The following is a 21,019-nucleotide window of genomic DNA, read 5'->3' as shown; positions in this document are numbered from 1 at the left end:
AGGTGTGACGGGGCGGATCAACCCACCCGAGCCAGCGGCTGCACCGGCCGGCGCAGCGCCGTTTGCAGGTAATTACGCAGCAGCTTGAGCACCCGCGCCTCGTGCTCATGGATGAAGAAGTGCCCGCCCGGCAGCATGTCCAGCGAAAAGCCGGTGGCGGTTTCCTTCTGCCAGCTGAGGAGTTGCTCCATGGTGCTTTCGTCTTCCTTGCCGCCCAGTACATGGATCGGCAATGCCAGCGGCGTGCGCTCGCGCTGTCGATAGCGGCCGCACAGCAGGAAGTCGGCGCGCAGGATCGGCAGCGTCAGGCTCATCAGTTCGGCGTTGGCCAGCACCTCTTCCGGGGTGCCCTGCAGGGTGCGCAGTTCGTTGATGAGCTCCTGGTCGCTCTTGGGCGTCGAGTAGCCCTGCTTGTAGTCATCGCGCCGGCTCGGGCCGGCGGTGCCGGAAGCGAACAAGGCCAGCGGGGCCGGTGCGTTGCGCTCGCCCAGGGCATGGGCCATCTCGAACGCCAGCAGCGCGCCGAGGCTGTGGCCGAACAGCGCATAGGGCTGTTGCAGGCGCGGCAGCAGCTCATCGGCCAGTTGCCCGGCCAGCGCTGCCATGTCGGTCTGCAACGGCTCGCCCAGGCGTGCGCCACGCCCGGGCAGCTCCACCGGCTGCACGCTCAGCCATTCCGGCAAACTGCGGCGCCAGCGGCTGTAGACCATGGCGCTGGCGCCCGAATAGGGCAGGCAGTACAGGGTCAGTTGCGGCATGTCTTGAGCCTCAGTTGGCAGCGGCGGCGGCGTCCATCTGCTGGCGCAGGCTCAGCGGGCGCATGTCGGTCCAGACTTCTTCGATGTAGGCCAGGCAGTCTTTCTTCAGGCCGCTCTTGCCCACCGTGCGCCAGCCGTTGGGAACTTCTTTGTAGTCCGGCCAGATCGAGTACTGCTCTTCGTGATTGACCACCACCTGGAACACGATGTCTTCGCGGTCGAATACGGATGTCATGGGTATTGCTCCTTGAGGCGAGTAAGGCGCCACTGCCGTGGCCGATAAGCTGGAAACGGGCGAGCCCGGCGAAAAGTTAGCCCTTCACGGCGGCCGCGAAGCCGGCGGCGAAGATCTGCGCCACCTGGTCGATCTGTTCGGCGCTGATGATCAGCGGCGGCAAGAACCGCGCGACGCTGCCATGGCGGCCGCCCAGCTCGATGATCATTCCGCGCCTGAGGCACTCGCGCTGCACCCGCGAGGCCAGCGCGCCGTCGTGAGGCGGGTGGCCGAGGCTGTCGGCCGGGCGCTGCGGATCGACGATCTCCACACCGATCATCAGGCCGCGGCCGCGCACCTGGCCGATCTGCGGAAAATCGGCCTGCAAGGCCTTGAGCTGCCCCTGCAGCCGCTCGCCCATGCGCGCGGCGTGGCCGGGCAGGTCGTGCTCGCGCAGGTAGCGCATCACCGCCGAGCCCGCAGCCATGGCCATCTGGTTGCCGCGGAAGGTGCCGGCGTGGGCACCGGGCTGCCACTGGTCCAGGCCTTCGCGATAGACCATCACCGCCAACGGCAGGCTGCCGCCGATGGCCTTGGACAGCACCACCACGTCCGGCACGATGCCGGCGTGCTCGAAGGCGAACATCCTGCCGGTGCGGCCGAAGCCGGCCTGAATCTCGTCGACGATCAGGGCGATGCCGTGCTTCTGGGTAATCTCGCGCAGGCCGCGCAGCCAGCTGTCGGCGGCCGGGATCATGCCGCCCTCGCCCTGCACCGCCTCGACGATCACCGCAGCCGGCGGCTGCACGCCGCTTTCCGGGTCGCTGAGCAGGTTTTCCAGGTAACGCAGGTTGACCTGCACACCCGCCTCTCCGCCCAGCCCGAACGGGCAGCGGTAGTCATAAGGGAACGGCAAAAACTGCACGCCCTGGCTGGTGAGTGCGCCCAGCGGCGCCTTGGCCTTGAGGTTGCCCATCAGGCTCAGGGCGCCCTGGCTCATGCCGTGGTAGCCGCCGCTGAAGGCCAGCACCGTGCTGCGTCCGGTGGCGATGCGCACCAGTTTGAGCGCTGCTTCCACCGCGTCGGTACCGGTGGGGCCGCAGAACTGCACCTTGGCCTGGCGTGCCAAGGCCTCGGGCAGCAAGCCGAAGAGGTCCTGCACGAAGCGGTCTTTCACCGGCGTGGTGAGGTCCAGGGTGTGCAGCGGCAGCTCGTCGGCGAGCACCTGCTGAATCGCCTCGACCACCACCGGGTGGTTGTGCCCCAGCGCCAGGGTGCCGGCGCCGGCCAGGCAGTCGATGAACACCCGCCCCTCGACGTCCTCGACATGCACACCACGTGCTCGCTTGAGCGCCAGCGGAATGCGCCGCGGGTAGCTGCGGGCGTTGGACTCCTGCTGCTTCTGGCGTTGCAGCAAGGGGTTGTCTTCGAACTGGAAGAGCCCCTGCTCGGCGCCCTCCCCGCGAGCGAGCGATTCGGCCACTGCACTGTTCATGGATCGGTTCTCCATCGAAACGCAAAGATTCTGCGAGAAAGACGGTTGAGCCCTTCTCGCCTTTACCCGCCGTTACAAGGCTTCGAGCCGCGACATCAGGTCGTCGAGGCGGTCGGCCTTCTGCTCGGTGAGCGCGCTGCTTTCAAGCGACTGGATGTAGCTGGCCAGCGCCTCGACGCTGTGGCACTCGAACATCGCCCGCAACGGCACACTGCGCTGCAGCTGCTTTTGCAGGCGCGAGGCGATTTGCGTGGCCAGCAGCGAATGCCCGCCCAGGTCGAAGAAGTTGTCATGCACCCCCACCCGCTCCACTTTCAGCACCTGCGCCCAGATCCCGGCCAGTGTCGCCTCCAGCTCGTTGCGCGGCGCCATGTAGGCTTGCGCCTGCACCTGGCCGATCTCCAGCGCCGGCAGCGCCTTGCGGTCGAGCTTGCCGTTGGCGTTGAGCGGCAGGCGGTCGAGCAGGCACCAGTGCAGCGGCACCATGTAGTCGGGCAAGGTGGCACGCAGCGCCTGTTTGAGCCGCTCGAACAGCTCGCTCTGCGCCACCACGCGGGTAGCGGGGTCAGCGGCAGCCAGGGCCTGTACCGGCACCAGGTAGCCGACCAGGTAAGCGCCGTTCGGGCCTTGCTGAACGGCCACGGCGGCTTCGCGCACCTCGGCCTGTTCGTGCAGGCGTGACTCGATCTCGCCCAGCTCGATGCGGAACCCGCGAATCTTCACCTGGTGATCGACCCGGCCCACGTATTCCAGCACCCCGTCGGCGCGGCGCCGCGCCAGGTCGCCGCTGCGGTACAGCCGCTCCCCGGCCTGGCCGTGCGGATGCGGGACGAAGGCCAGCGCGGTGCGCACCGGGTCGCCGACATAGCCACGGCCCACGCCGGTGCCGCCGATGCACAGCTCGCCGGTAGCACGGCCGGGTACCAGGTCCAGCGCGCCGTCGAACACGAACAGGCGGTTATTGTCGGTCGGCGTGCCGATCGGCAGGTAAGTGCCGGCGGTGGAGGCCTCGTCCACGCGGAAGAACGCCACGTCGTCGGAACACTCGGCCGGGCCATAAGCGTTGACCAGCGCCACGTGCGGGTAGCGGCTGAGCCACTGGCGCGCAAGCTCCGGCGGCATCGCCTCGCCGGTGGGCAGCAGCCAGCGCAATTGCCCGGTGGCGGCAGTGCCTTCGGCGAGCATGCCCTGAATCAAAGAGGGCACGCTCTCCAGCACACTGATGCCGGTGTCGCGCACGCAGTCGAGCAAGGCGATCGGGTCATGGGCGATGGCGTTGGGCACGATACGCACCTGGCCGCCGAACAACGGCGCGGCGAGGAACTGCCACACCGAGATGTCGAAGCTCTGCGAGGCGGTCTGGGCGATCACGTCCTGCTCGCCGAGGTTCAGGTACGGCACTTTGGCGAGCTGGTTGTTGAGCATGCCCGCCTGCTCGACCATCACGCCTTTGGGCAGGCCGGTGGAGCCGGAGGTGTAGATCACGTAGGCCAGGTGCTGCGGGCCGACGTAACGCCCGGTGGCGGCGGTGGCATAGCCGCCGGCCTGCACGGTTTCCCACACCAGCAGGCGCGCTTGGCTCACGCCTCCCAGCGCAGCGAGCACCGCCTGTGCCTGCGCCTGGCAGGCCTGGCTGCACACCAGCACCGGCGCACGGCTCAGCTCCAGGATGCGCAGCAGGCGCTGTTCGGGGTGGCCGGGGTCCAGCGGCAGGTAACCGGCGCCGGCCTTGAACGCGCCGATCATCATGCCGAGCAAGCCCAGCCCGCGTTCGGCCAGCAAGGCCACCGGCTGGTCGAAGCCGACGCCGGCCTCGATCAGCGCATGGCCGAGGCGGTTGGCCTGAGCATCGAGCTGGGCGTAGGTCAGCTGCTCGCCGCTGCACTGGGCGACCACGCGCTGCGGGTGCGCCGCCACGCGCGCTTCGAATAGCCGTGTATAGCCGGCCTCCAGCGGGTAACCCGCCTCGCTGCGGTTGTGCGCTTGCAGCAGTTGCTGCTGTTCGGCCTCCGCGATCAGCGGCAAGGCCGCCACCTCGCCATCCAGGTCGTCGGCCAGGGCCAGCAGCAGGCGCTTGAACTCACTCAGCAGCTCTTCGATGGTGTCGTCGTTGAACCAGCGCGGGTCGTAGGACAGGTGCAGGCCCAGGTCGTCGCCGGGGTAGCACACCACCGTCAGCGGGAAGTTGGTGTGGGTGCGGCCCGAATCGGACGTGGCGTTGAGGGTCTTGGCCTGGTCCATCACCCCGGCTTCGACCGGGGCGTTCTCGAACACGAACAGGCTGTCGAACAGCGGCTGGCCCTTGGGCAGCTCGCTGCAGTCCTGGATCGTCACCAGCGGCAGGTATTCGTGCTCGCGCAGCTGCATGTTGTTGTCGAGCAGGCCGCGCAGCCAGTTGCGCACACTCAGGCACTCGCCCACACCCGGCAGCTTCACCCGCAGCGGGATGCTGTTGATGAACAGCCCCACGGTGCGCTGCATCGCGGGCAGCTCCACCGGGCGCCCGGCCACGGTCACGCCGAACACCACGTCGCGGTCGCCGCTGTAGCGGCGCAGGGCCAGCGCCCAGGCGGCCTGGGCGAAGGTGTTGATGGTCAGCTGGTGGCGCTGGGCAAGCTCGCGCAGCCGCGCGCCCTGTTCCGGCAGCAGGCGGGTGTAGCGATCCTGCACCGGCACTGCGCCAGCCTGCTCGCGCAGGATCGGGCGGTCGCTGGGCAGCGGCGTGGGCCGCTCGAAACCGCGCAGGGTTTCACGCCACCAGCCCTGGGAGGCGGCCTGATCCTGATGGCCAAGCCAGGCGATGTAGTCGCGGTAGCGCGGGGCACTCTCCAACTGCGCGGGGCGGCCTTCGCACAGCGCCGCATAGCGCTCGAAGAAGTCGCTCATCAGCAGGCCGCGGCACCAGGCGTCGATGAGGATGTGGTGGTTGCTCATCATGAACCAGTAGCGCGCCTCGCCCACGCGGATCAACCGCAAATGGAAAGGCGGCCGGCGCAGCAGGTCGAAGCCGGCTTCGCGCTCGGCCTTGTGCAACGCCTGCAAGCGAATTTCGCTGTCGGCCTCGGCCTGCTCGCTCCAGTCGAGCAACTCCACTTGGGCTGCGCCGGGCTTGTGGATGATCTGTAGCATCGCTTCGCCTTCGCTCCAGCTGAACGAGGCGCGCAGAGCTTCATGGCGGCCGACCACGTGCTCCCAGGCGGCGCAGAAGCGCGGCAGGTCGAGCACCGCGTTGATGCGGTAGCGGTCCTGCATGTAGTAGATGCCGGTGCCGGGTTCCAGCAGCGTGTGCAGCAACAGGCCCTCCTGCATCGGCGTGAGCGGGTAGACATCCTCGATGTCGGCCGCCGGCACGGGTAGCGCGTCCAGCTGCGCCTGGGTCAGGCGGGCCAGCGGGAAGTCCGACGGCGTCGGGCCACCGGCGCCCTCCTCCAGGCAATGGGCGATCAACGCCTGGAGTTCATCGACCAGCTCGGCGGCTTTGGCCTCGATGGTTGCCTGGTCGTAGCGGGCCTGGCTGAAGGTGAAACGCAGGCTCAGCTCGCCGCCCTGCACCTGAGCGTCGATGGACAGCTCGTTGGGCAATGGCGCCTGGCTGTCATGCACCGCCCCGGCGCCGCCTTGCAGCGGCTGCAGCAACGCGCCGGCAAAGCCCTGGTCGATCTGGCCGAGGTAGTTGAAGGTCACCGCGGCCTGAGGAAGCGCAGCCATGGCCTGGCGAACCGGTGCATCGGCGAGGTAACGCAGCACGCCATGGCCCAGGCCCTTGTGCGGCACGGCGCGCAATTGCTCCTTGATCGCCTTGAGGGTGGCGCCCACCTCGGCCTGCGGGGTGAGGCGCAGGCTGTAGGTGCTGGTGAACCACCCAACGGTGCGGGTCAGGTCCAGCTCATCGAACAGCGCCTCGCGGCCGTGGCCTTCGAGTTGCACCAGCACGCTGGGCTGGCCGGCCCAGCGGCACAGCACCCGCGCCAGGGCGCTGAGCAGCAGGTCGTCGACGCGGGTGCGGTAGGCCGCTGGCGCCTGTTGCAGCAGTTGCCGGGTGTGCTCGGCGCCCAGCCCGACCACCACCTGCGCAGCCTCTGCTTCGGTGTTGGCGCCTTCGGGGCGCGGGCACGGCAGCGCGGCAGCAGGGCCTTGCAGGTGGCCTTGCCACCAGCCGAGTTCTTCACGCAGCGACTCGCTGCCGGCGTAGGCGGCCAGGCGCGCGGCCCAGTCGCGCAAGGCGCTGGTCTTGGCCAGCAGCGCCGCTTCGGGTTGCCGGTAGAGGTTCTGCAGGTCTTCGACCAGCACGCGCCAGGAAACGCCGTCCACCACCAGATGGTGAATCGCAAGCAGCAGGCGCTGGGCGCCCTCGCCGTCGGTGACCAGTACGGCACGCAGCAAGGGGCCATTCGCCAGGTTCAAGCTCTGTTGGGCCTGCTCGTAGAGCGCAGTGCAGCCCTCAAGGCTAGGGACGTGGTGTTGGCTCAGAATCGGCGCCCCATCAGGCGCAGCATGCCGCGCCTGCCAGCCTTCGGCGCCTTCGGTGAAACGCAGGCGCAGGGCATCGTGATGCTGCACCAGCGCTTGCAGCGCGGCCTCCAGCCGTTGGCCGTCCAACGCTTCGGCCGGCTCGAACAGCAGCGCCTGGTTCCAGTGCGCGCGGTTGGCCATGGGTTGCTCGAAGAACCAGCGCTGGATCGGCGTGAAGCCGCTGCCGCCCTCGATCAGGCCTTGCTCGGCCTGGCGCAGTTGCTCGCGGCTGGCAACCGGTGCCAGCTCGCGCACGGTCTGGTGCTGGAACAGGTCGCGCGGGCTGAAGTGCCAGCCGAGTTGGCGAGCGCGGCTCACCACCTGGATCGACAGAATCGAATCACCGCCCAGCTCGAAGAAGTTGTCGTCCAGCCCGACGCGCTCGAGCCCGAGCACCGCCTGCCAGGCCTGGGCCAGGGCGTTCTCGCGCTCATCGCGGGGCGCGGCGTAGGCCTGCGCGGCGGCGCTCAGGTCCGGCGCTGGCAGCGCGCGGCGGTCGAGCTTGCCGTTAGGCATCATCGGCAGGCGTTCGAGCAGGCTCAGGTGCGCCGGCACCATGTAGTCGGGCAGTTGCGCACGCAGGTGCGCCTTGAGCTGTTCGCGCAGGCCCTCATCAATGGCACGCGTGCCAACGTAGCCCACCAGTTGCCGGCCAGCGGGCGTATCGACCGCCAGCACGGCGGCCTCGTCCACCGCCGGGTGCTCCAGCAGGCGCGCTTCGATCTCGCCCAGCTCGATGCGGAAACCGCGCACTTTCACTTGCTGGTCGATGCGGCCGATGTACTCGGCCAGGCCCTCGGCGTTCTGCTTGACGCGGTCGCCGCTGCGGTACAGCCGCGCGCCTGGGGCGCCATAGGGGTCGGGCACGAAGCGTTCGGCGGTGAGCGCGGCGCGTGCGTGATACCCACGGGCCAGGCCTTTGCCGCCCAGGTACAGCTCCCCGGCCGCGCCTTGCGGCAGGGGCGCCAGGTCATGGTCGAGCAGCCAGGCAGCGCGGTCGCCCACCAGGCTGCCGATCGGCACGCTCAGCGCCCCAATGGGCAACTGCGCAGGGGCCAGGCTCGCCATCGGCATCACCACGGTTTCGGTCGGGCCGTAGGCGTTGAAGAACTGCTGCGGCGCAAAGCCTTCGCCGATGCGTTGCAGGTGTTCAGGCGTCAGCGCCTCGCCACCGGTGATGCACAGGCGCATCGGCAGGCGCTCGCCGCGCCCGGCCAGCCACTGCGCCAGTTGGCTGCCGTAGCTGGGCGTGCAGGCCAGGATGTTGACCTGCTGCTCGCGGATCAGCGTGCAGATCTCCTCGGCACCCCACTGGCCCTGGGCGCGCAGCACCACGCGGGCGCCGCATAGCAACGGCGTGAGCAGCCGCTCGCTGGCAGCGTCGAAATTGATCGAATAGAAATGCAGCTCGCAATCGCTGCTGCGCAGGCCGAAGCGCTGGATCACCGCCCGGCAGTGCATGGCGATCTCGCCATGGGCGACTGCCACACCTTTTGGCCGGCCGGTGGAGCCGGAGGTGTAGATGATGTAGGCCAGGTTTCCAGGGCCGGCGAGGTCCGCTGGCGCGGCAACCGGCAGCGCATCGAGCGCGGCGGCATCGGTTTCGACGGCCCAGCAGCCGACACCTGCCGGCAGCTCGCCGAGGCTGTCGAACAGCGCCTGGCTGCCCAGCAACAGCTGGATGCCGCTGTCTTCGATCATGTAGTGCAGGCGTTCGGCCGGGTACTCCGGGTCGAGCGGTACGTAAGCGCCGCCGGCCTTGAGGATCGCCAGCAGGCCGATGACCATTTCCGCCGAGCGCTCCAGCGCCAGGCCCACGCACACCTCCGGGCCCACGCCGCGCTGGCGCAGGTGGTGGGCGAGCTGGTTGGCGCGGCGGTCGAGCGCGGCATAGCTGAGGGTGGTACCGGCGAAGGTCAGCGCGCCGGCTTCAGGCGTACGCGCCGCTTGCTCGGCGAACAGTTGGTGAAGGGTTTCGCCACGGGCCTGGGTGCCCGGCTCGCCGGCAAAGCCGCCGGCGGCCTCGCCCTGGCTGAACATCGGCAACTCGGCCAGGCGCTGCTCGGGCTGGCTGACCATCGCCGCCAGCAAGTTGCGCCAGTGCTCAGCCAGGCGCGCGATGCGCGGCTCGTCGAACAGGTCGCGGCTGTAGGTGAAGCAGCAGCCCAGGCGCTGGTCGAGGTCTGTGACTTCCAGGTACAGGTCGAACTTGGTCGCCCGCGCATCGTTGAGCAGGTAGTCCACCTGCATCCCGGCCAGGCGGCGGCTTTGCTGGAATTCCCAGCGCTGCACGTTGCACATGACCTGGAACAGCGGGTTGTAGGCCGCACTGCGCGGCGGTTGCAGGGCTTCGACCAGTTGGTCGAAGGGCAAATCCTGATGCGACTGGGCGTCGATCACCGTGCCACGCACCTGCGCCAGCAGCGCTTGCGCGCTCATCTGCCCATCGAGCTGGCAACGCAGCACCTGGGTGTTGAGGAAGGCGCCGATCAGCCCTTCGCTTTCAGGGCGGGTGCGGTTGGCCACCGGCGCGCCGATGCGCAGGTCCGGCTGGCCGCTATGGCGATAGAGCACCGCGGCAAGGCTGGCGACCATGGTCATGAACAGCGTCAGGCCATGCTGCTGGTTGTAGGCCCGCACCTGGGCGGCCAGCTCAGGGCTCAGGTCGAAGCGGTACAGCTCGCCGTCGTGGCTCTGCACGGCCGGGCGCGGGCGGTCGCTGGGCATTTCCAGCAGCGGGTGCTCGCTGCCCAGCTGGGTTTGCCAGTAGGCAAGCTGGCGCTGGCCTTCGCCGGCTTCCAGCCACTGGCGTTGCCACACGCTGTAGTCCAGGTATTGCACGGCGAGCGGTTCCAAAGGCGACGGTTCGCCGGCCACCAGTGCTTCATAGAGCGCGCTCAGCTCGCGGGCGAACACGTCCATCGCCCAGCCTTCGGTGACGATGTGGTGCAGGGTGACTACCAGGTGGTGCTCCTGCTCGCCGGTGCGGGCCATGCACACCCGCAGCAGCGGGCCGCGCTCCAGGTCGAAGGGTTGGTGCGCCTGCTCATCGGCCAGGGCTTGCAGGCGTTGTTGCAGCTGGGCCGTGTCGGCGGTGCGCAGGTCCAGGCGCTGCATCACCAGGTTCGATTCGGCCGCTACTCGCTGCCAGGGTTTGCCGGCCTGGCTGGGGAAGGTGGTGCGCAGGGTTTCGTGGCGGGCGATCAGGGCCTGCAGGGCCTGGTCGAACAGCTCGATGTGCAGCTCACCACGCAGGCGCGCCATGCCGCCGACGTTGTAGGCGGGGCTGCCCGGCTCCATCTGCCAGAGGAACCACATGCGCTGCTGCGAGGCAGACAGCGGCACGCGCTGATTGCGGTCGATGTGCGCGATGGCGCCCTGGCTGTCGCGCTGGCCAGCGGCGCGGGCGCGCTCGACCCAGGCGGCGAAATCATCAAGGCGCGTCGCTTCGAACAGGCTGCGCAATGGCAGCTCCACGTCGAAGGCCTGGCGGGCACGGGCAACGATGCGGGTTGCCAGCAGCGAGTGGCCGCCGAGTGCGAAGAAGTCATCGTTCAAACCCACCTGCGGCAGGCCCAGCACTTCGGCCCAGATGGCTGCCAGGCGTTGCTCGGTGTCGGTGACGGGGGCGGTGTATTCACGGGCTTGCCATTCGGGCTCAGGCAGGGCCTTGGTGTCGAGTTTGCCGCTGGGGCTGAGTGGCAGGCTGGCCAGGCGCACGAACTGCGCGGGCACCATGTACTCCGGCAGGCGCTCGGCCAGGGCGGTTCTGATCCTTTCGAACAGCTCGTCATCGGCCTCATCGGCGCACAGGTAGGCCACCAGTAGCGGCCCTTGGGCGCTGCCCCGCAGCACCACGGCGGCCTGGCGCACGCCCGCCTGCTCCAGCAACTGGTTGCGGATTTCTTCCAGCTCTAGGCGAAAGCCACGCAGCTTCACCTGCTCATCGAGCCGGCCCAGGTATTCCAGGGCGCCGTCGGCCCGCCAGCGGGCGCGGTCGCCGCTGCGGTACAGACGCATGCCGCCCTCGGCGGGAACGAACCGCTCGGCGGTCAGCGCCGCCCGGCCGAGGTAGCCTCGCGCCAGGCCCACGCCCCCAGAAACAGCTCGGCGGCAGCCCCGGCCGGCAGCGGCTGGGCGCTGGCGTCGAGCACCGCGCACAGGCTGTTGCCCAGCGGCAGGCCGATCGGCACACGGCCGTGCTCATCCTCACGCACCGCCCAATGGCTGGCGTTGATCGCCGCCTCGGACGGGCCATAGCGGTTGTGCAACGCCGCACCCGGCAGGCACTGGCGCACACGCCGGGCCAGTTCCACCGACAGCGCCTCACCGCCGGAGAACACCAGGCGCAGGCTGTGGCACTTGGCGACGGCGGGTTCTTCGATGAACAGTTGCAGCAGCGGCGGCACGAAGTGCAGCGCGGTCACGCCCTGCTCGCGCACCCACTGCGCCAGGCGCGCCGGGTCGCGTTGGTCGCCGGGGTCGGCCAGCACCAGCCGCGCGCCGCAGACCAGCGGCAGCAGGCATTCCCACACCGACACATCGAAGCTCAGCGGGGCTTTTTGCAGGAACACGTCCTGGGCGCCAAACCCATATTCAGCCTGCATCCACTGCAAGCGCTCGGCCAGGGCCTGGTGGGAGATGCCCACCCCTTGGGCTGGCCAGTGGAGCCGGAGGTGTAAATCACGTAGGCCAGGTTGCCGGGCAGCACGGTGGCCGGGGCACTGGCGGGCAGCGCGTCAAGGCTGGCCAGATCTTCGAGCGCCAGCGTGGCCAGGCCTTCGGGCGGCGCGACGGCGTCGATCAGGGCGCGATGGCCGATCAGCAAGGCTTGCTGGCTGTCCTCGAGCATGTAGCGCAGGCGCTGCTGGGGGTAGGTCGGGTCCAGCGGTACCCAGGCGGCGCCCGCGCGGATCACCGCCAGCAGCGCGATCATCAATTCAGGCGAACGCTCGGCCAGCAGGCCCACGCGCGACTCCGGGCCAATGCCGCGAGCACGCAGGTGGCGCGCCAGCTGTTCAGCGCGGGCGTCGAGCTGCGCGTACGTGAGCTGGCCGGCGCTGCTGATGAGGGCAACCGCATCGGGAGTTGCACCTGCCTGGCTCAGCAGGCGCAGCGGCACCAGGGCGGCGGCAGGTGTGGCAGGGCCCTGGCTCCAGCGTTGCAGTTGGTCGCGCTCGGTGTCGGGCAGCAGCGCCAGGTCTTCGAGGGCTTGCTCAGGTTGCTCGCAGGCATGGGCCAGCAGCCGCTGGTAATGCCCGGCCAGGCGCTCGACCGTGGCGCGGTCGAACAGCTCGGTGGCGTAGTCGAAGGCCAGGCTGATGCGGCCTTGGGCATCTTGCTCGGTGTGCAGTTGCAGCGGGAACTTGGCCTGCTGGCTGTTCCACGGCAGCTCTTCGGCGAGCAGGCCTGGCAAGCGCTTGAGCGCGCCGAGGTCACGCTGCTGGTGGTTGAACATCACCTCGAAAGGCTGTGCATTGCCCAGCGCACGCGCGACCACTTCGAAGTCGACGCGCTGGTGCGCCTGGGCGTGTGCCAGGTGCTCGGCGCCCGTAGCCAGCAGCGCGGCGAAGGGCTGGCGTGGCGCGAGCTGTACGCGCAGCACCTGGGTGTTGATGAAAAAGCCCACCAGGCCCTGGGCCTGCGGCAGGTAACGGCCAGCGCTGGGCACGCCGAGGCGGATATCGGCCTGGCCGGTGTAACGGTGCAGCACGGCCTGGAAAGCCGCCATCAGCACCACGAAGGGCGTGGTTTTTTGCTGTTTGGCCAGCGCCAGCACTTGCTGGGACAAGGCTTTGTCGAGCTTCCTGGTGAGCCGCGCAGCCGGGCTTGCGCTGCCCGTGGGCAAGTGGTCATACGGCAGCGCCAGCGCTTCGTGCTCGCCGGCCAGTTGCTGCTGCCAGTAGGCAAGCTCCTGCTCGGGCGCGGGGTTGGCCTGTTGCCAGGCGGCGATGTCGGCCGGGCGCAGCGCCAGCGCGGGCAGCTCAAGGGCTTGGCCCTGGCTTTCGGCACCGTAGAGGCGGGCGAACTCTTCCAGCACGATGCCCAGCGACCAGCCGTCGGCGGCGATGTGGTGCACGGTCACCAGCAGCAGGTGTTCCTGCTCATCCAGGCTCACCAGGCGCACCCGCAGCAGCAGGCCTTGAGCCAGGTCGAAGCGGTGGTGGGCTTCTTCATGGCGAATGCGCTCGGCGCGCGCCTGGCGGCCGGCTGCGTCCAGGTCGCTCAGGTCGTCGTGCTGCACCTGCCAGCCTTCGGCCGCAACCGCGCGCTGGCGGGGCTCATCGCCCTGCTCCACGAACTGCGTGCGCAAGGCCGGGTGGCGTTCGAGCAACTGCGCGAACACGCGGCCCAGCACTTGGGGGTCGACTTCGCCGCGCAGGTGCAGCCCGCCCGGGATGTTGTAGGCGGTGCTGTCGGGTTCTTTCTGCGCCAGCAGCCAGAGGCGATGCTGGCCGGGCGAGAGCGGCAGCCAGGCGCCGTCGGCCTGGCGTTCGATGCGCGCACTCGGGCCGTTTTGGCAGAGGCTTTCCAGGTGTTGGGTGAAGGTGCCCAGCTCGGGGAACTGGTAGAGGTCGCGCAGCTCGACTTCAAGGTTCAGCTGGTCGCGCAGCTCGGCGATCATCTGGATGGCCTGGATCGAGTTGCCGCCATGGCCGAAGAAATGCGTGCTGGCCGCCAGGTACTCGGCCTTCAGGGCGTGCTTCCAGATCGCTGCGACACGCTCGGGCAGCGGCGCGGCGCTGGCTTGCTCGGCCTCATTCGCCCCGGTAACGGTGGTTTCGCCGCCCTGCCAGACCGCCAGTGTGTCGAGGCTGCCCTCCAGCAACTGCACGCGGCAGGCCGAGCGTTGCAGCTTGCCGCTGGAGGTTTTCGGCAAGGCACCGGTGTTGAGCAACACCACCACGCTCGGGGCTTCGCGGTGCTCCTGGGCCACGGCCTGGCGAATCTGCTGCACCAGCTCATCCAGCGGCAACTGGCGGGCGACCTTGCGGCTGATTTCGGCAGCCACGCCCAGGCTCTCCTGGCCATCGCGCTCGATGGCGAACGCTGCCACACGGCCTTTGCGTACCACTTCGATCTGGTCTTCGACGGTGCGCTCGACGTCCTGCGGGTAGAGGTTCTGCCCACGGATGATCAGCATGTCCTTGAGCCGCCCGGTGACGAACAGCTCGCCTTCGTGGCGAAAGCCCAGGTCGCCCGTGCGCAGCCAGGTGCGGCCGTCGCGTTCGACGAACGCCTGCGCGGTCGCTTCCGGGTTGCGCCAGTAACCGTTGGCGACGCTCGGGCCAGAGGACCAGACCTCGCCCACCTCGCCATCGGCCAGCACGCGGCCGGTCTCGGGCTCGACGATCATCAGCGGGTGCTCCGGCTGCTCCCAGCCACAGCTCATCAGCACCGGCCCCTTGCCGGGGCGAGCCTTGTGGGCAGCCAATGCCTCGGCGTCCAGTTGCAACGCTGCAATGCCCTGCCCCGGCCGTCCGCCGGTGACGAACAGTGTGCCTTCGGCCAGCCCGTAGCTGGCCAGGTACTGGGTGCGATTGAAGTGGCAACGTGCGAAGCGCTCGGCGAACGCCTCGAGGCTGTCCTGGCGGATCGGCTCGGCGCCGGAGAACGCCACGCGCCAGCTGGAGAGGTCCAGCTCGGCCAGCTTGGCCTCGGCGATGCGTTCATGGCAGAGGCGGTAGGCGAAATCCGGGCCGCCGCTGATGGTGCCGTGGTAGCGGGTGATCGCTTCGAGCCAGCGCACCGGGCGCTCCAGGAAGTATTGCGGCGACATCAACACCACCGGCACGCCGCTGTAGATGCCTTGCAGCAGGCCGCCGATCAGGCCCATGTCGTGATAGAGCGGCAGCCAGCTGACGATGCAGTCGCCTTCGCCGATCCGATAACCCTGGCGGATCAGCCACTCGTTGGCTTCCAGGTTGCCGTGGGTCACCTGCACGCCCTTGGGCGTGGCGGTGGAGCCGGAGGTGTACTGCAAGAAGGCTGTGGCCGAGGTGGGCACTTCAGGGGCCGGCCAGTGTTCGCCCAGGTCGCAGGCCAGGGTGTCGACCGCCAGCACGTCGGGCAGTGGGCGGCCGAGGGCTAGGGCCATCTCGCGCAAGGGGCCGGCGAAGGCGTCGACCGTGAGAATCACGCCGGGGCGGGCGTCTTCGATGATCGACACCAGCCGGCGCAGGTGCTGCGGCTGGTGGCTTTCCGGCGGGTAGGCCGGCACGGCGATCACGCCGCTATAAAGGCAGCCAAAGAACGCCGCGACGTAATCCGGGCCGCTGGGAAACAGCAGCACCGCGCGCGCGCCGATCTCAAGGCGCTGGCCAAGGGCAGCGGCAATGCCGCGCGCGCGCATATCGAGCTGGGCATAGCTGAGCACTTCACCGTCTTCGGCATCCGCGCTCAGAAAGCGCAGCGCCGGTTCGCTTCCCCGGGCAGACGCATGGCGCATCAAAGCCGCGGCAACAGACGCGGGCCGTTCGAAGGTCTTCAACATGGGTTCACCTGCTCATTGCGTATGCCAACGAGGCGGCTACGCCTCGGTCCTTGCCGACGATGACGGACCGAGCGAGGGGAAAATTAAGCTGGGGGCAGGAGAACGGTAATGATTGGTATCTACTTTTCTCGGAAGAAGGATTGCCAAAACGGTGCGGGTAGCGGATCGCGCACCATGGTGGCGCACAGCCACCTTTCCGGCAAAGTTCCTTTTTAGATGAAAAAGTGATTCAAAGAGTAAATATTCTTATTTGACAACCATTATCAGCGCCAGTACCTTGCTCGGCGTCGCAAGGACGACCCGACCTTGTCGCAACTTCTCGTCGCAAAGGTGCAACCATGCAGGACCTTGGAACCTTAGAGTGCAACACCGTGGCCGCCCCGGCCTTGCTCCAGGCGTTGGTCGAAAATCGTTCGACGCTGGTCAAGACCGCCGCGCGTATCACCGGTTGCCCGAGCCGAGCGGAAGACGTTGTGCAGGATGCCTTTCTGCGTCTTTCCAGCATCAAGAACATCACCCTGCCGCTCAAGGCGCAGGTGAACTATGTGTTCCGCATCGTTCGCAACCTGGCCATCGATCACTATCGCAAGCAGGCGATGGAGCTCAAGTACTCCGGCAGCGAGGAAGAGGGCCTCTACGCCTGCAACCCCAGCGACACACCGGAGGTGAACAACCTCAACCATGAAGCCCTGGCGCAGATCGACTCCGCCCTGGGGGAACTGCCGGCGCGCACGCGCTATGCCTTCGAGATGTATCGCCTGCACGGGGTGCAGCAGAAGGACATCGCCAAGGAGCTGGGCGTGTCGCCGACCCTGGTGAACTTCATGATTCGCGATGCACTGGTGCATTGCCGCAAGTCGGTGGAATTGGCTAAGGCCTGAGGGCTAGCACGTCGCGCGGCAAGCCGCCCTCCCACTTGAAGACCCTGCGCCGCACATCAAAAAGTGGGAGGCCGGCTTGCCGGGCGACGTGCAACGGGCTAGTCCTCAAGCCCGACGCCAGCCGCCACCCAACGCCTTGAACAACGCAACACTGGCCTGCAACCGTTGCAGGCGCAGTTGCACCCATTCGTCCTGGGCGGTGTACAGCGAGCGCTGTGCATCGAGCAGCACCAGAAGGGTTTCAGCACCTGCGCGGTAGCGTGACTCGGCCAGGCGGAAAGCTTCCTTGGCCTGAGCCAGTTGTTCGTCCTGCGCGCTCAACTGCCCCTCGATGCCACCGGCGGCGTTGAGCCCGGACTCAACGTCCGTCAGCGCCGTGATCAGCGCGCGGCGGTATTCGACCAGCAACTCTTCTTTGCGCCCTTGCGCTTCATCACGCTGGGCGCGCAGGTTGCCGCCGTTGAAAATCGGCGCCACCAGGTTGCCGGTGAGCGCGTACACCGGGCTGTCGAACACGCGGGACCAATGCTCGGCGCTGCCGCCCACCTGCAACCCCAAGGTGATGTTGGGCAACAACGCCGCGCGGGCGGCTTTCACGTCCGCTTGCGCGGCGGCCAGGTCCGACTCGGCGCGGGCCACGTCCGGGCGGCGCAGCACCAGCTCGGCGGGCAGGCCGGCATTGGCCTGTGGCCAAGCGAGGTTGTCGAGCGACTCGGTGCGCACACTGACTTGCTGCACCGGCACCCCGAGCAACAAGGCCAGGCGAATCTCCGCCTCACTGGCTTGCTGCTGCAGGCTGCTCACCTGCCTGCGCTGCTCGGCCACCACACCGCGCTGCTGGGCCAGGTCCAGCGGCGTAACGCTGCCGGCGCGCTGGCGCGAGCTGACGGTATCGAGCACCCGCTCGGCGTTGCTCAGGTTCAGCCGCGCAATCGCCAGGCGCTGACCGAGGCTCACCCGCAAAAGCCACTGATCGGCCACGCTGCTGGTGAGCGTCAGCTGCACATCGCTGCGGTCGAAACGCCGGGCCTTGAGGCGCGCCAGCGCAGCGTCGCGCAGGGCGCGGTTGCGGCCCCACAGGTCGGGATCGAAGCTGGCTTGCAGGCCGACGAAATAACTGTTGTCGTCCACCGACGCGTTGCCACCCAGCCGGCCTTCATGGGTGCTGGCGACCGCGCCATCGAGGGTTGGCCAGAGGGTTGCGCCGCTGGCACGGGCAGCGGCCTCGGCTTGCAACACGCGGGCTGCGGCCGCTTGCACGTCCAGCCCCGACGCCTGCGCCTGAGTGATCAGCGCGCTCAATTCGGCACTGCCAAAAGCCTGCCACCACTGCGCATCCACCTGCACAGCCTCCGGGGTGACCGGGCTGCGCCACTGCGCGGGCAACGCAGGCTGTGGCGGCTGCGGCGGGCCATCGGCCGCCGTGCAGCCGGCCAGCAAAACCGCCAGGATCAAGCTACAGCGCACATCCATCATTCACTCCCCAACGCTGTGACCGGATCCAGGCGCGCCGCCTGGCGTGCCGGCATGAAACCGAAGAACAAGCCTGTGAACAGCGCGCAGGCAAAGGCCCCCAGGATGCCGCTGACCGAGAACACCAGCGGCACCTCCCAGGCGATCAGCGCACCGCCGATCAGCAAGCCTGCAACCACGCCCACCACGCCGCCCACCAGCGACACCAGCACCGCCTCGGTGAGAAACTGACGCAGGATGTCGCGCTGGCGGGCGCCGGTGGCCATGCGGATGCCGATCTCGCGGGTGCGCTCGCGCACAGTCATCAGCATCACGTTCATCACGCCAATGCCGCCGACCACCAGCGAGACCGCAGCGATCAGGCTGAGCATCACGGTCATGCTGTCCTGGGTCTTGGCCTGGGCGGCGATGCTGGCAGCCGCGTTGCCGGTGGCGAAGTCCTTGATGCCGTGACGCTTGAGCAGCATCGCCTCGATGGCCTCCTGGGTTTGCGTGATGCGCGCCAGATCATGCACGGCCAGCACCGTGTAGGTCGGCTCGCGCTGGCCGAACACCCGCACGCCGCCTGTGTTGAACGGCACGAACACCACATCGTCATCGTCGCGGTCGCCGGTCAGCCGGCCTTTTTCGCTCATCACACCAATCACCAGGAATAACGTGTTGTCGATCAGGATCTGCTGGCCGACCGGGTTATCGATGTCCGGCATCAGTGTTTTGGCAACCTTGGCGCCGAGTACGGCAACGCTTGCCAATTGCTGGTCGTCGCGTTCGTCGAAGAAGGTGCCCTTGCCCACCGGCCAGGTCTGCAACACCGGAAGCGCTGCCCCCGTGCCGCGCACATAGGTCTGGGTGTCGACACTGCCGAAGCGGATGACCTTGTTGCCGGTGACGTTGGGCAGGATGTGAGTGATGTTGGGGATATTTTCCAGCGCCTCCAGATCCTGCAAAGTGATGCTGCGCCCGGGAATGCGCGAGCTCTCCCCTACCGAAGACAGGAAGATCAGGTTGGTACCCAGCGCGCCCAGTTGCGCCACCACCCGCTGCCGCGCGCCGAGGCCGACGGCGAGCATCACGATCACCGAGGCCACACCGATGACGATGCCCAGCAAGGTCAGGGCCGTACGAAAGCGGTTCACCCACATCACTCGCCAGGCCGCGCGCCCGGCCTCGGCCAGGTCTGCCAGCCACGATGCGCCGTGAGCATCGGTGTTGAGCGCCAGTTGCTGCTGCCCCTCTGGCGGAACGGCCGGGCCGCTGTCGGCGACGATCTGCCCGTCGAGGATCTCGATCACCCGCTGGGCCTGGTCGGCGACCTTGCGGTCGTGGGTGATGAGAATCACCGTGTGGCCCAGCGCCGACAGCTCGCGCAGCAAGGCCATCACCTCCTGGCCACTGCGGCTGTCCAGCGCGCCGGTAGGTTCGTCGGCCAGGATGATGCGCCCGCCGTTCATCAAAGCGCGGGCAATCGACACCCGCTGTTGCTGGCCGCCGGAAAGCTGATTGGGGCGGTGGCCCATGCGCTCGCCCAGGCCCAGCCGCTCCAGCAGCTGCGCAGAGCGCTCGTGGCGCCTGGCGACCGACATGCCCGCGTACACCGCAGGCATCTCGACGTTTTCCTGGGCGGTGCCGGTCGGGATCAGGTGGTAGCCCTGAAACACGAAGCCGAAGGCCTCGCGGCGCAGCCAGGCCAGCTCATCGCTGTTCATCGCGGCCACATCGCGCCCGGCGAAGTGGTAGGTGCCGCTGCTGGGGCGGTCGAGGCAGCCGAGCATGTTCATCAGCGTCGACTTGCCCGAGCCCGAGGTGCCAACGATGGCGACGAACTCACCGGCATGAATGTTCAGCGACAGGCCCCGCAGCACTTCGATCTCCGGGCTGTCGCCGCCGCCGTAGCATTTGCGAATGTCTTTGAGGGCAATCAGCGGCTCGGCAGTCACCATTGGAACCTCGACGGCTCGCCATCGCCGCCGCTTTCACCGGTAACCAGCCGCTCACCGGGTGCCAGGCCGCTGAGCACTTCGGCGTCCAGGCGGTTGTGCACGCCCAGGCGCACATCGCGCACTTCCACCTCGCCCTTGTCGTTGAGCACCCGCGCCAGGTACTGGCCGGGCTTGTCCCTGTTCGGGCGCAGGGCCGGCAAAGGTGCGCGCAGCACGCCTTTGGCGGAGGCGGCGACGAAAGACACCTGCGCGGTCATCTGCGGCAGCAGCGAGCCATCGGGGTTGTCCACGTCGAACAGCGCAGTGTAGAGGATCACCTTGTTCTGGGTGGGCGCCAGCGGGGTGCTGTCGGTCTGGCCCTCGGGCTTGGGCGGCGCCGGCAGCACCTGGCGCACACTGCTGGCCCAACGCCGGCCTTCGCCGCCCAGGGTGGTGAAGTACACCGGCATGCCGGCGCGCACCTTGGTTACGTCGGCTTCGGAAACTTCGGTCCACACGGTCATCGCAGAGAGGTCGGCGATGCGCAGCACGCTGGGGGTCTGATAGGTGGCGTTGAGGGTTTGCCCGGCTTCGGCGTTCAGCGCGATCACGGTGCCGGCCATCGGGGCGTAAATGCGGGTGTAGTCCAGCTCGGCTTCGCTGCCACTCAGAGTCGACTGCGTTTGCTTGACCTGCGCCTTGAGCTGGTCGATGCGCGCGGCGGCGGTCTGGTAGGCGGCGAGCGCTGTGTCGACGTCTTCCTGGCGAGTGGAGCCATCCTTGAGCATCGCCTGCTGGCGCGCGCGCTGGCGGCTGGCCAGTTGCAACTGCGCCTGTTGCTCGACGATCTGGGCGCGCAGGTTGGCGATCTGGGCGCGGCCTGCGTCGACCGTGGCCTGCGGAATGCGCGGGTCGATCTCCACCAGCAACTGGCCGCGCTCGACGTGGTCGCCCACCTTCACCAGGATGCGGTCGATCTGCCCGGAGGTGCGGGCGCCGACTTCCACCTGATTGCGCGGCTTGAGCTTGCCGATGGCGCTGACCGTGGCTTCGATGTCGCCAGTGCCGAGGGTTTCGGTTTCAAGGCCTGCAGCGCTGGGGCCGGCGTTGTGCATCTTCATTCCCAGCAACGCCAGGGCCGCTACCCCGATCACACCGGCCACCCAGCCTCGCCTTGTTTTGAGCATTGCACTGATTCCGTCGGTTCTTGAGTTCTCGTCAGCCTGAGCAACGAACGGCGGCAGATGAAATTCAGGCTCAGGGAGCGCGCTTT

At 68.1% G+C, this 21,019-nt stretch carries 7 protein-coding genes and 1 pseudogene; 1 reads left to right on the top strand and 7 read right to left on the bottom strand.

Annotated features, from left to right (window positions below):
* Window positions 1-17: 17 nt before the first annotated feature.
* The 4 genes and pseudogenes from LN139_RS00085 to LN139_RS00070 form a co-directional block, all read right to left on the bottom strand.
* Window positions 18-758 (bottom strand): thioesterase II family protein, encoded by a 741-nt coding sequence (locus tag LN139_RS00085; RefSeq protein ID WP_236357768.1) that lies wholly within the window; start codon window positions 756-758, stop codon window positions 18-20.
* A gap of 10 nt (window positions 759-768) precedes the next feature.
* Window positions 769-993, bottom strand: coding sequence for an MbtH family protein (locus tag LN139_RS00080; protein WP_236357766.1), 225 nt, complete (start codon window positions 991-993; stop codon window positions 769-771).
* 76 nt (window positions 994-1,069) lie between these two features.
* Window positions 1,070-2,467, bottom strand: a complete 1,398-nt coding sequence (locus tag LN139_RS00075) for an aspartate aminotransferase family protein (protein WP_236357764.1) — start codon at window positions 2,465-2,467, stop codon at window positions 1,070-1,072.
* A 72-nt stretch (window positions 2,468-2,539) separates the two neighbouring features.
* A pseudogene (locus LN139_RS00070) lies at window positions 2,540-15,473 on the bottom strand (non-ribosomal peptide synthase/polyketide synthase).
* A gap of 338 nt (window positions 15,474-15,811) precedes the next feature.
* On the opposite strand from LN139_RS00070, the gene LN139_RS00065 reads away from it, so the two are divergent.
* Entirely contained in the window at window positions 15,812-16,354 is a 543-nt protein-coding gene (locus LN139_RS00065) for an RNA polymerase factor sigma-70 (protein ID WP_236357762.1), read from the top strand.
* A 105-nt stretch (window positions 16,355-16,459) separates the two neighbouring features.
* Here LN139_RS00065 and LN139_RS00060 read toward each other — a convergent pair whose 3' ends face one another.
* The 3 genes from LN139_RS00060 to LN139_RS00050 are packed head-to-tail and all read right to left on the bottom strand — an operon-like array spanning window position 16,460 to window position 20,933.
* Window positions 16,460-17,827: an efflux transporter outer membrane subunit gene (locus tag LN139_RS00060; protein WP_236357760.1), complete on the bottom strand. Its 1,368-nt coding sequence runs from the start codon at window positions 17,825-17,827 to the stop codon at window positions 16,460-16,462.
* Window positions 17,827-19,767: a MacB family efflux pump subunit gene (locus LN139_RS00055; protein ID WP_236357758.1), complete on the bottom strand. Its 1,941-nt coding sequence runs from the start codon at window positions 19,765-19,767 to the stop codon at window positions 17,827-17,829. Before LN139_RS00055 ends, LN139_RS00060 begins: the two co-directional genes overlap by 1 nt.
* Window positions 19,761-20,933, bottom strand: a complete 1,173-nt coding sequence (locus LN139_RS00050; protein WP_236357756.1) for an efflux RND transporter periplasmic adaptor subunit — start codon at window positions 20,931-20,933, stop codon at window positions 19,761-19,763. Before LN139_RS00050 ends, LN139_RS00055 begins: the two co-directional genes overlap by 7 nt.
* Between the last annotated feature and the right edge of the window lie 86 nt (window positions 20,934-21,019).

Origin of the sequence: Pseudomonas sp. KNUC1026 (genome assembly GCF_021650705.1) — a bacterium.
GTDB lineage: Bacteria > Pseudomonadota > Gammaproteobacteria > Pseudomonadales > Pseudomonadaceae > Aquipseudomonas.
The sequence above is the reverse complement of the archived record's forward strand: the minus strand, read 5'-3'. Positions and strand labels throughout refer to the sequence as shown.

What these genes read in the sequence shown, in the direction of transcription:
- LN139_RS00085 (WP_236357768.1), bottom strand. Translation starts at nt 758, where the DNA reads ATGCCGCAACTGACCCTGTACTGCCTGCCCTATTCGGGCGCCAGCGCC.
- LN139_RS00080 (WP_236357766.1), bottom strand. Translation starts at nt 993, where the DNA reads ATGACATCCGTATTCGACCGCGAAGACATCGTGTTCCAGGTGGTGGTC.
- LN139_RS00075 (WP_236357764.1), bottom strand. Translation starts at nt 2,467, where the DNA reads ATGAACAGTGCAGTGGCCGAATCGCTCGCTCGCGGGGAGGGCGCCGAG.
- LN139_RS00065 (WP_236357762.1), top strand. Translation starts at nt 15,812, where the DNA reads ATGCAGGACCTTGGAACCTTAGAGTGCAACACCGTGGCCGCCCCGGCC.
- LN139_RS00060 (WP_236357760.1), bottom strand. Translation starts at nt 17,827, where the DNA reads ATGGATGTGCGCTGTAGCTTGATCCTGGCGGTTTTGCTGGCCGGCTGC.
- LN139_RS00055 (WP_236357758.1), bottom strand. Translation starts at nt 19,767, where the DNA reads ATGGTGACTGCCGAGCCGCTGATTGCCCTCAAAGACATTCGCAAATGC.
- LN139_RS00050 (WP_236357756.1), bottom strand. Translation starts at nt 20,933, where the DNA reads ATGCTCAAAACAAGGCGAGGCTGGGTGGCCGGTGTGATCGGGGTAGCG.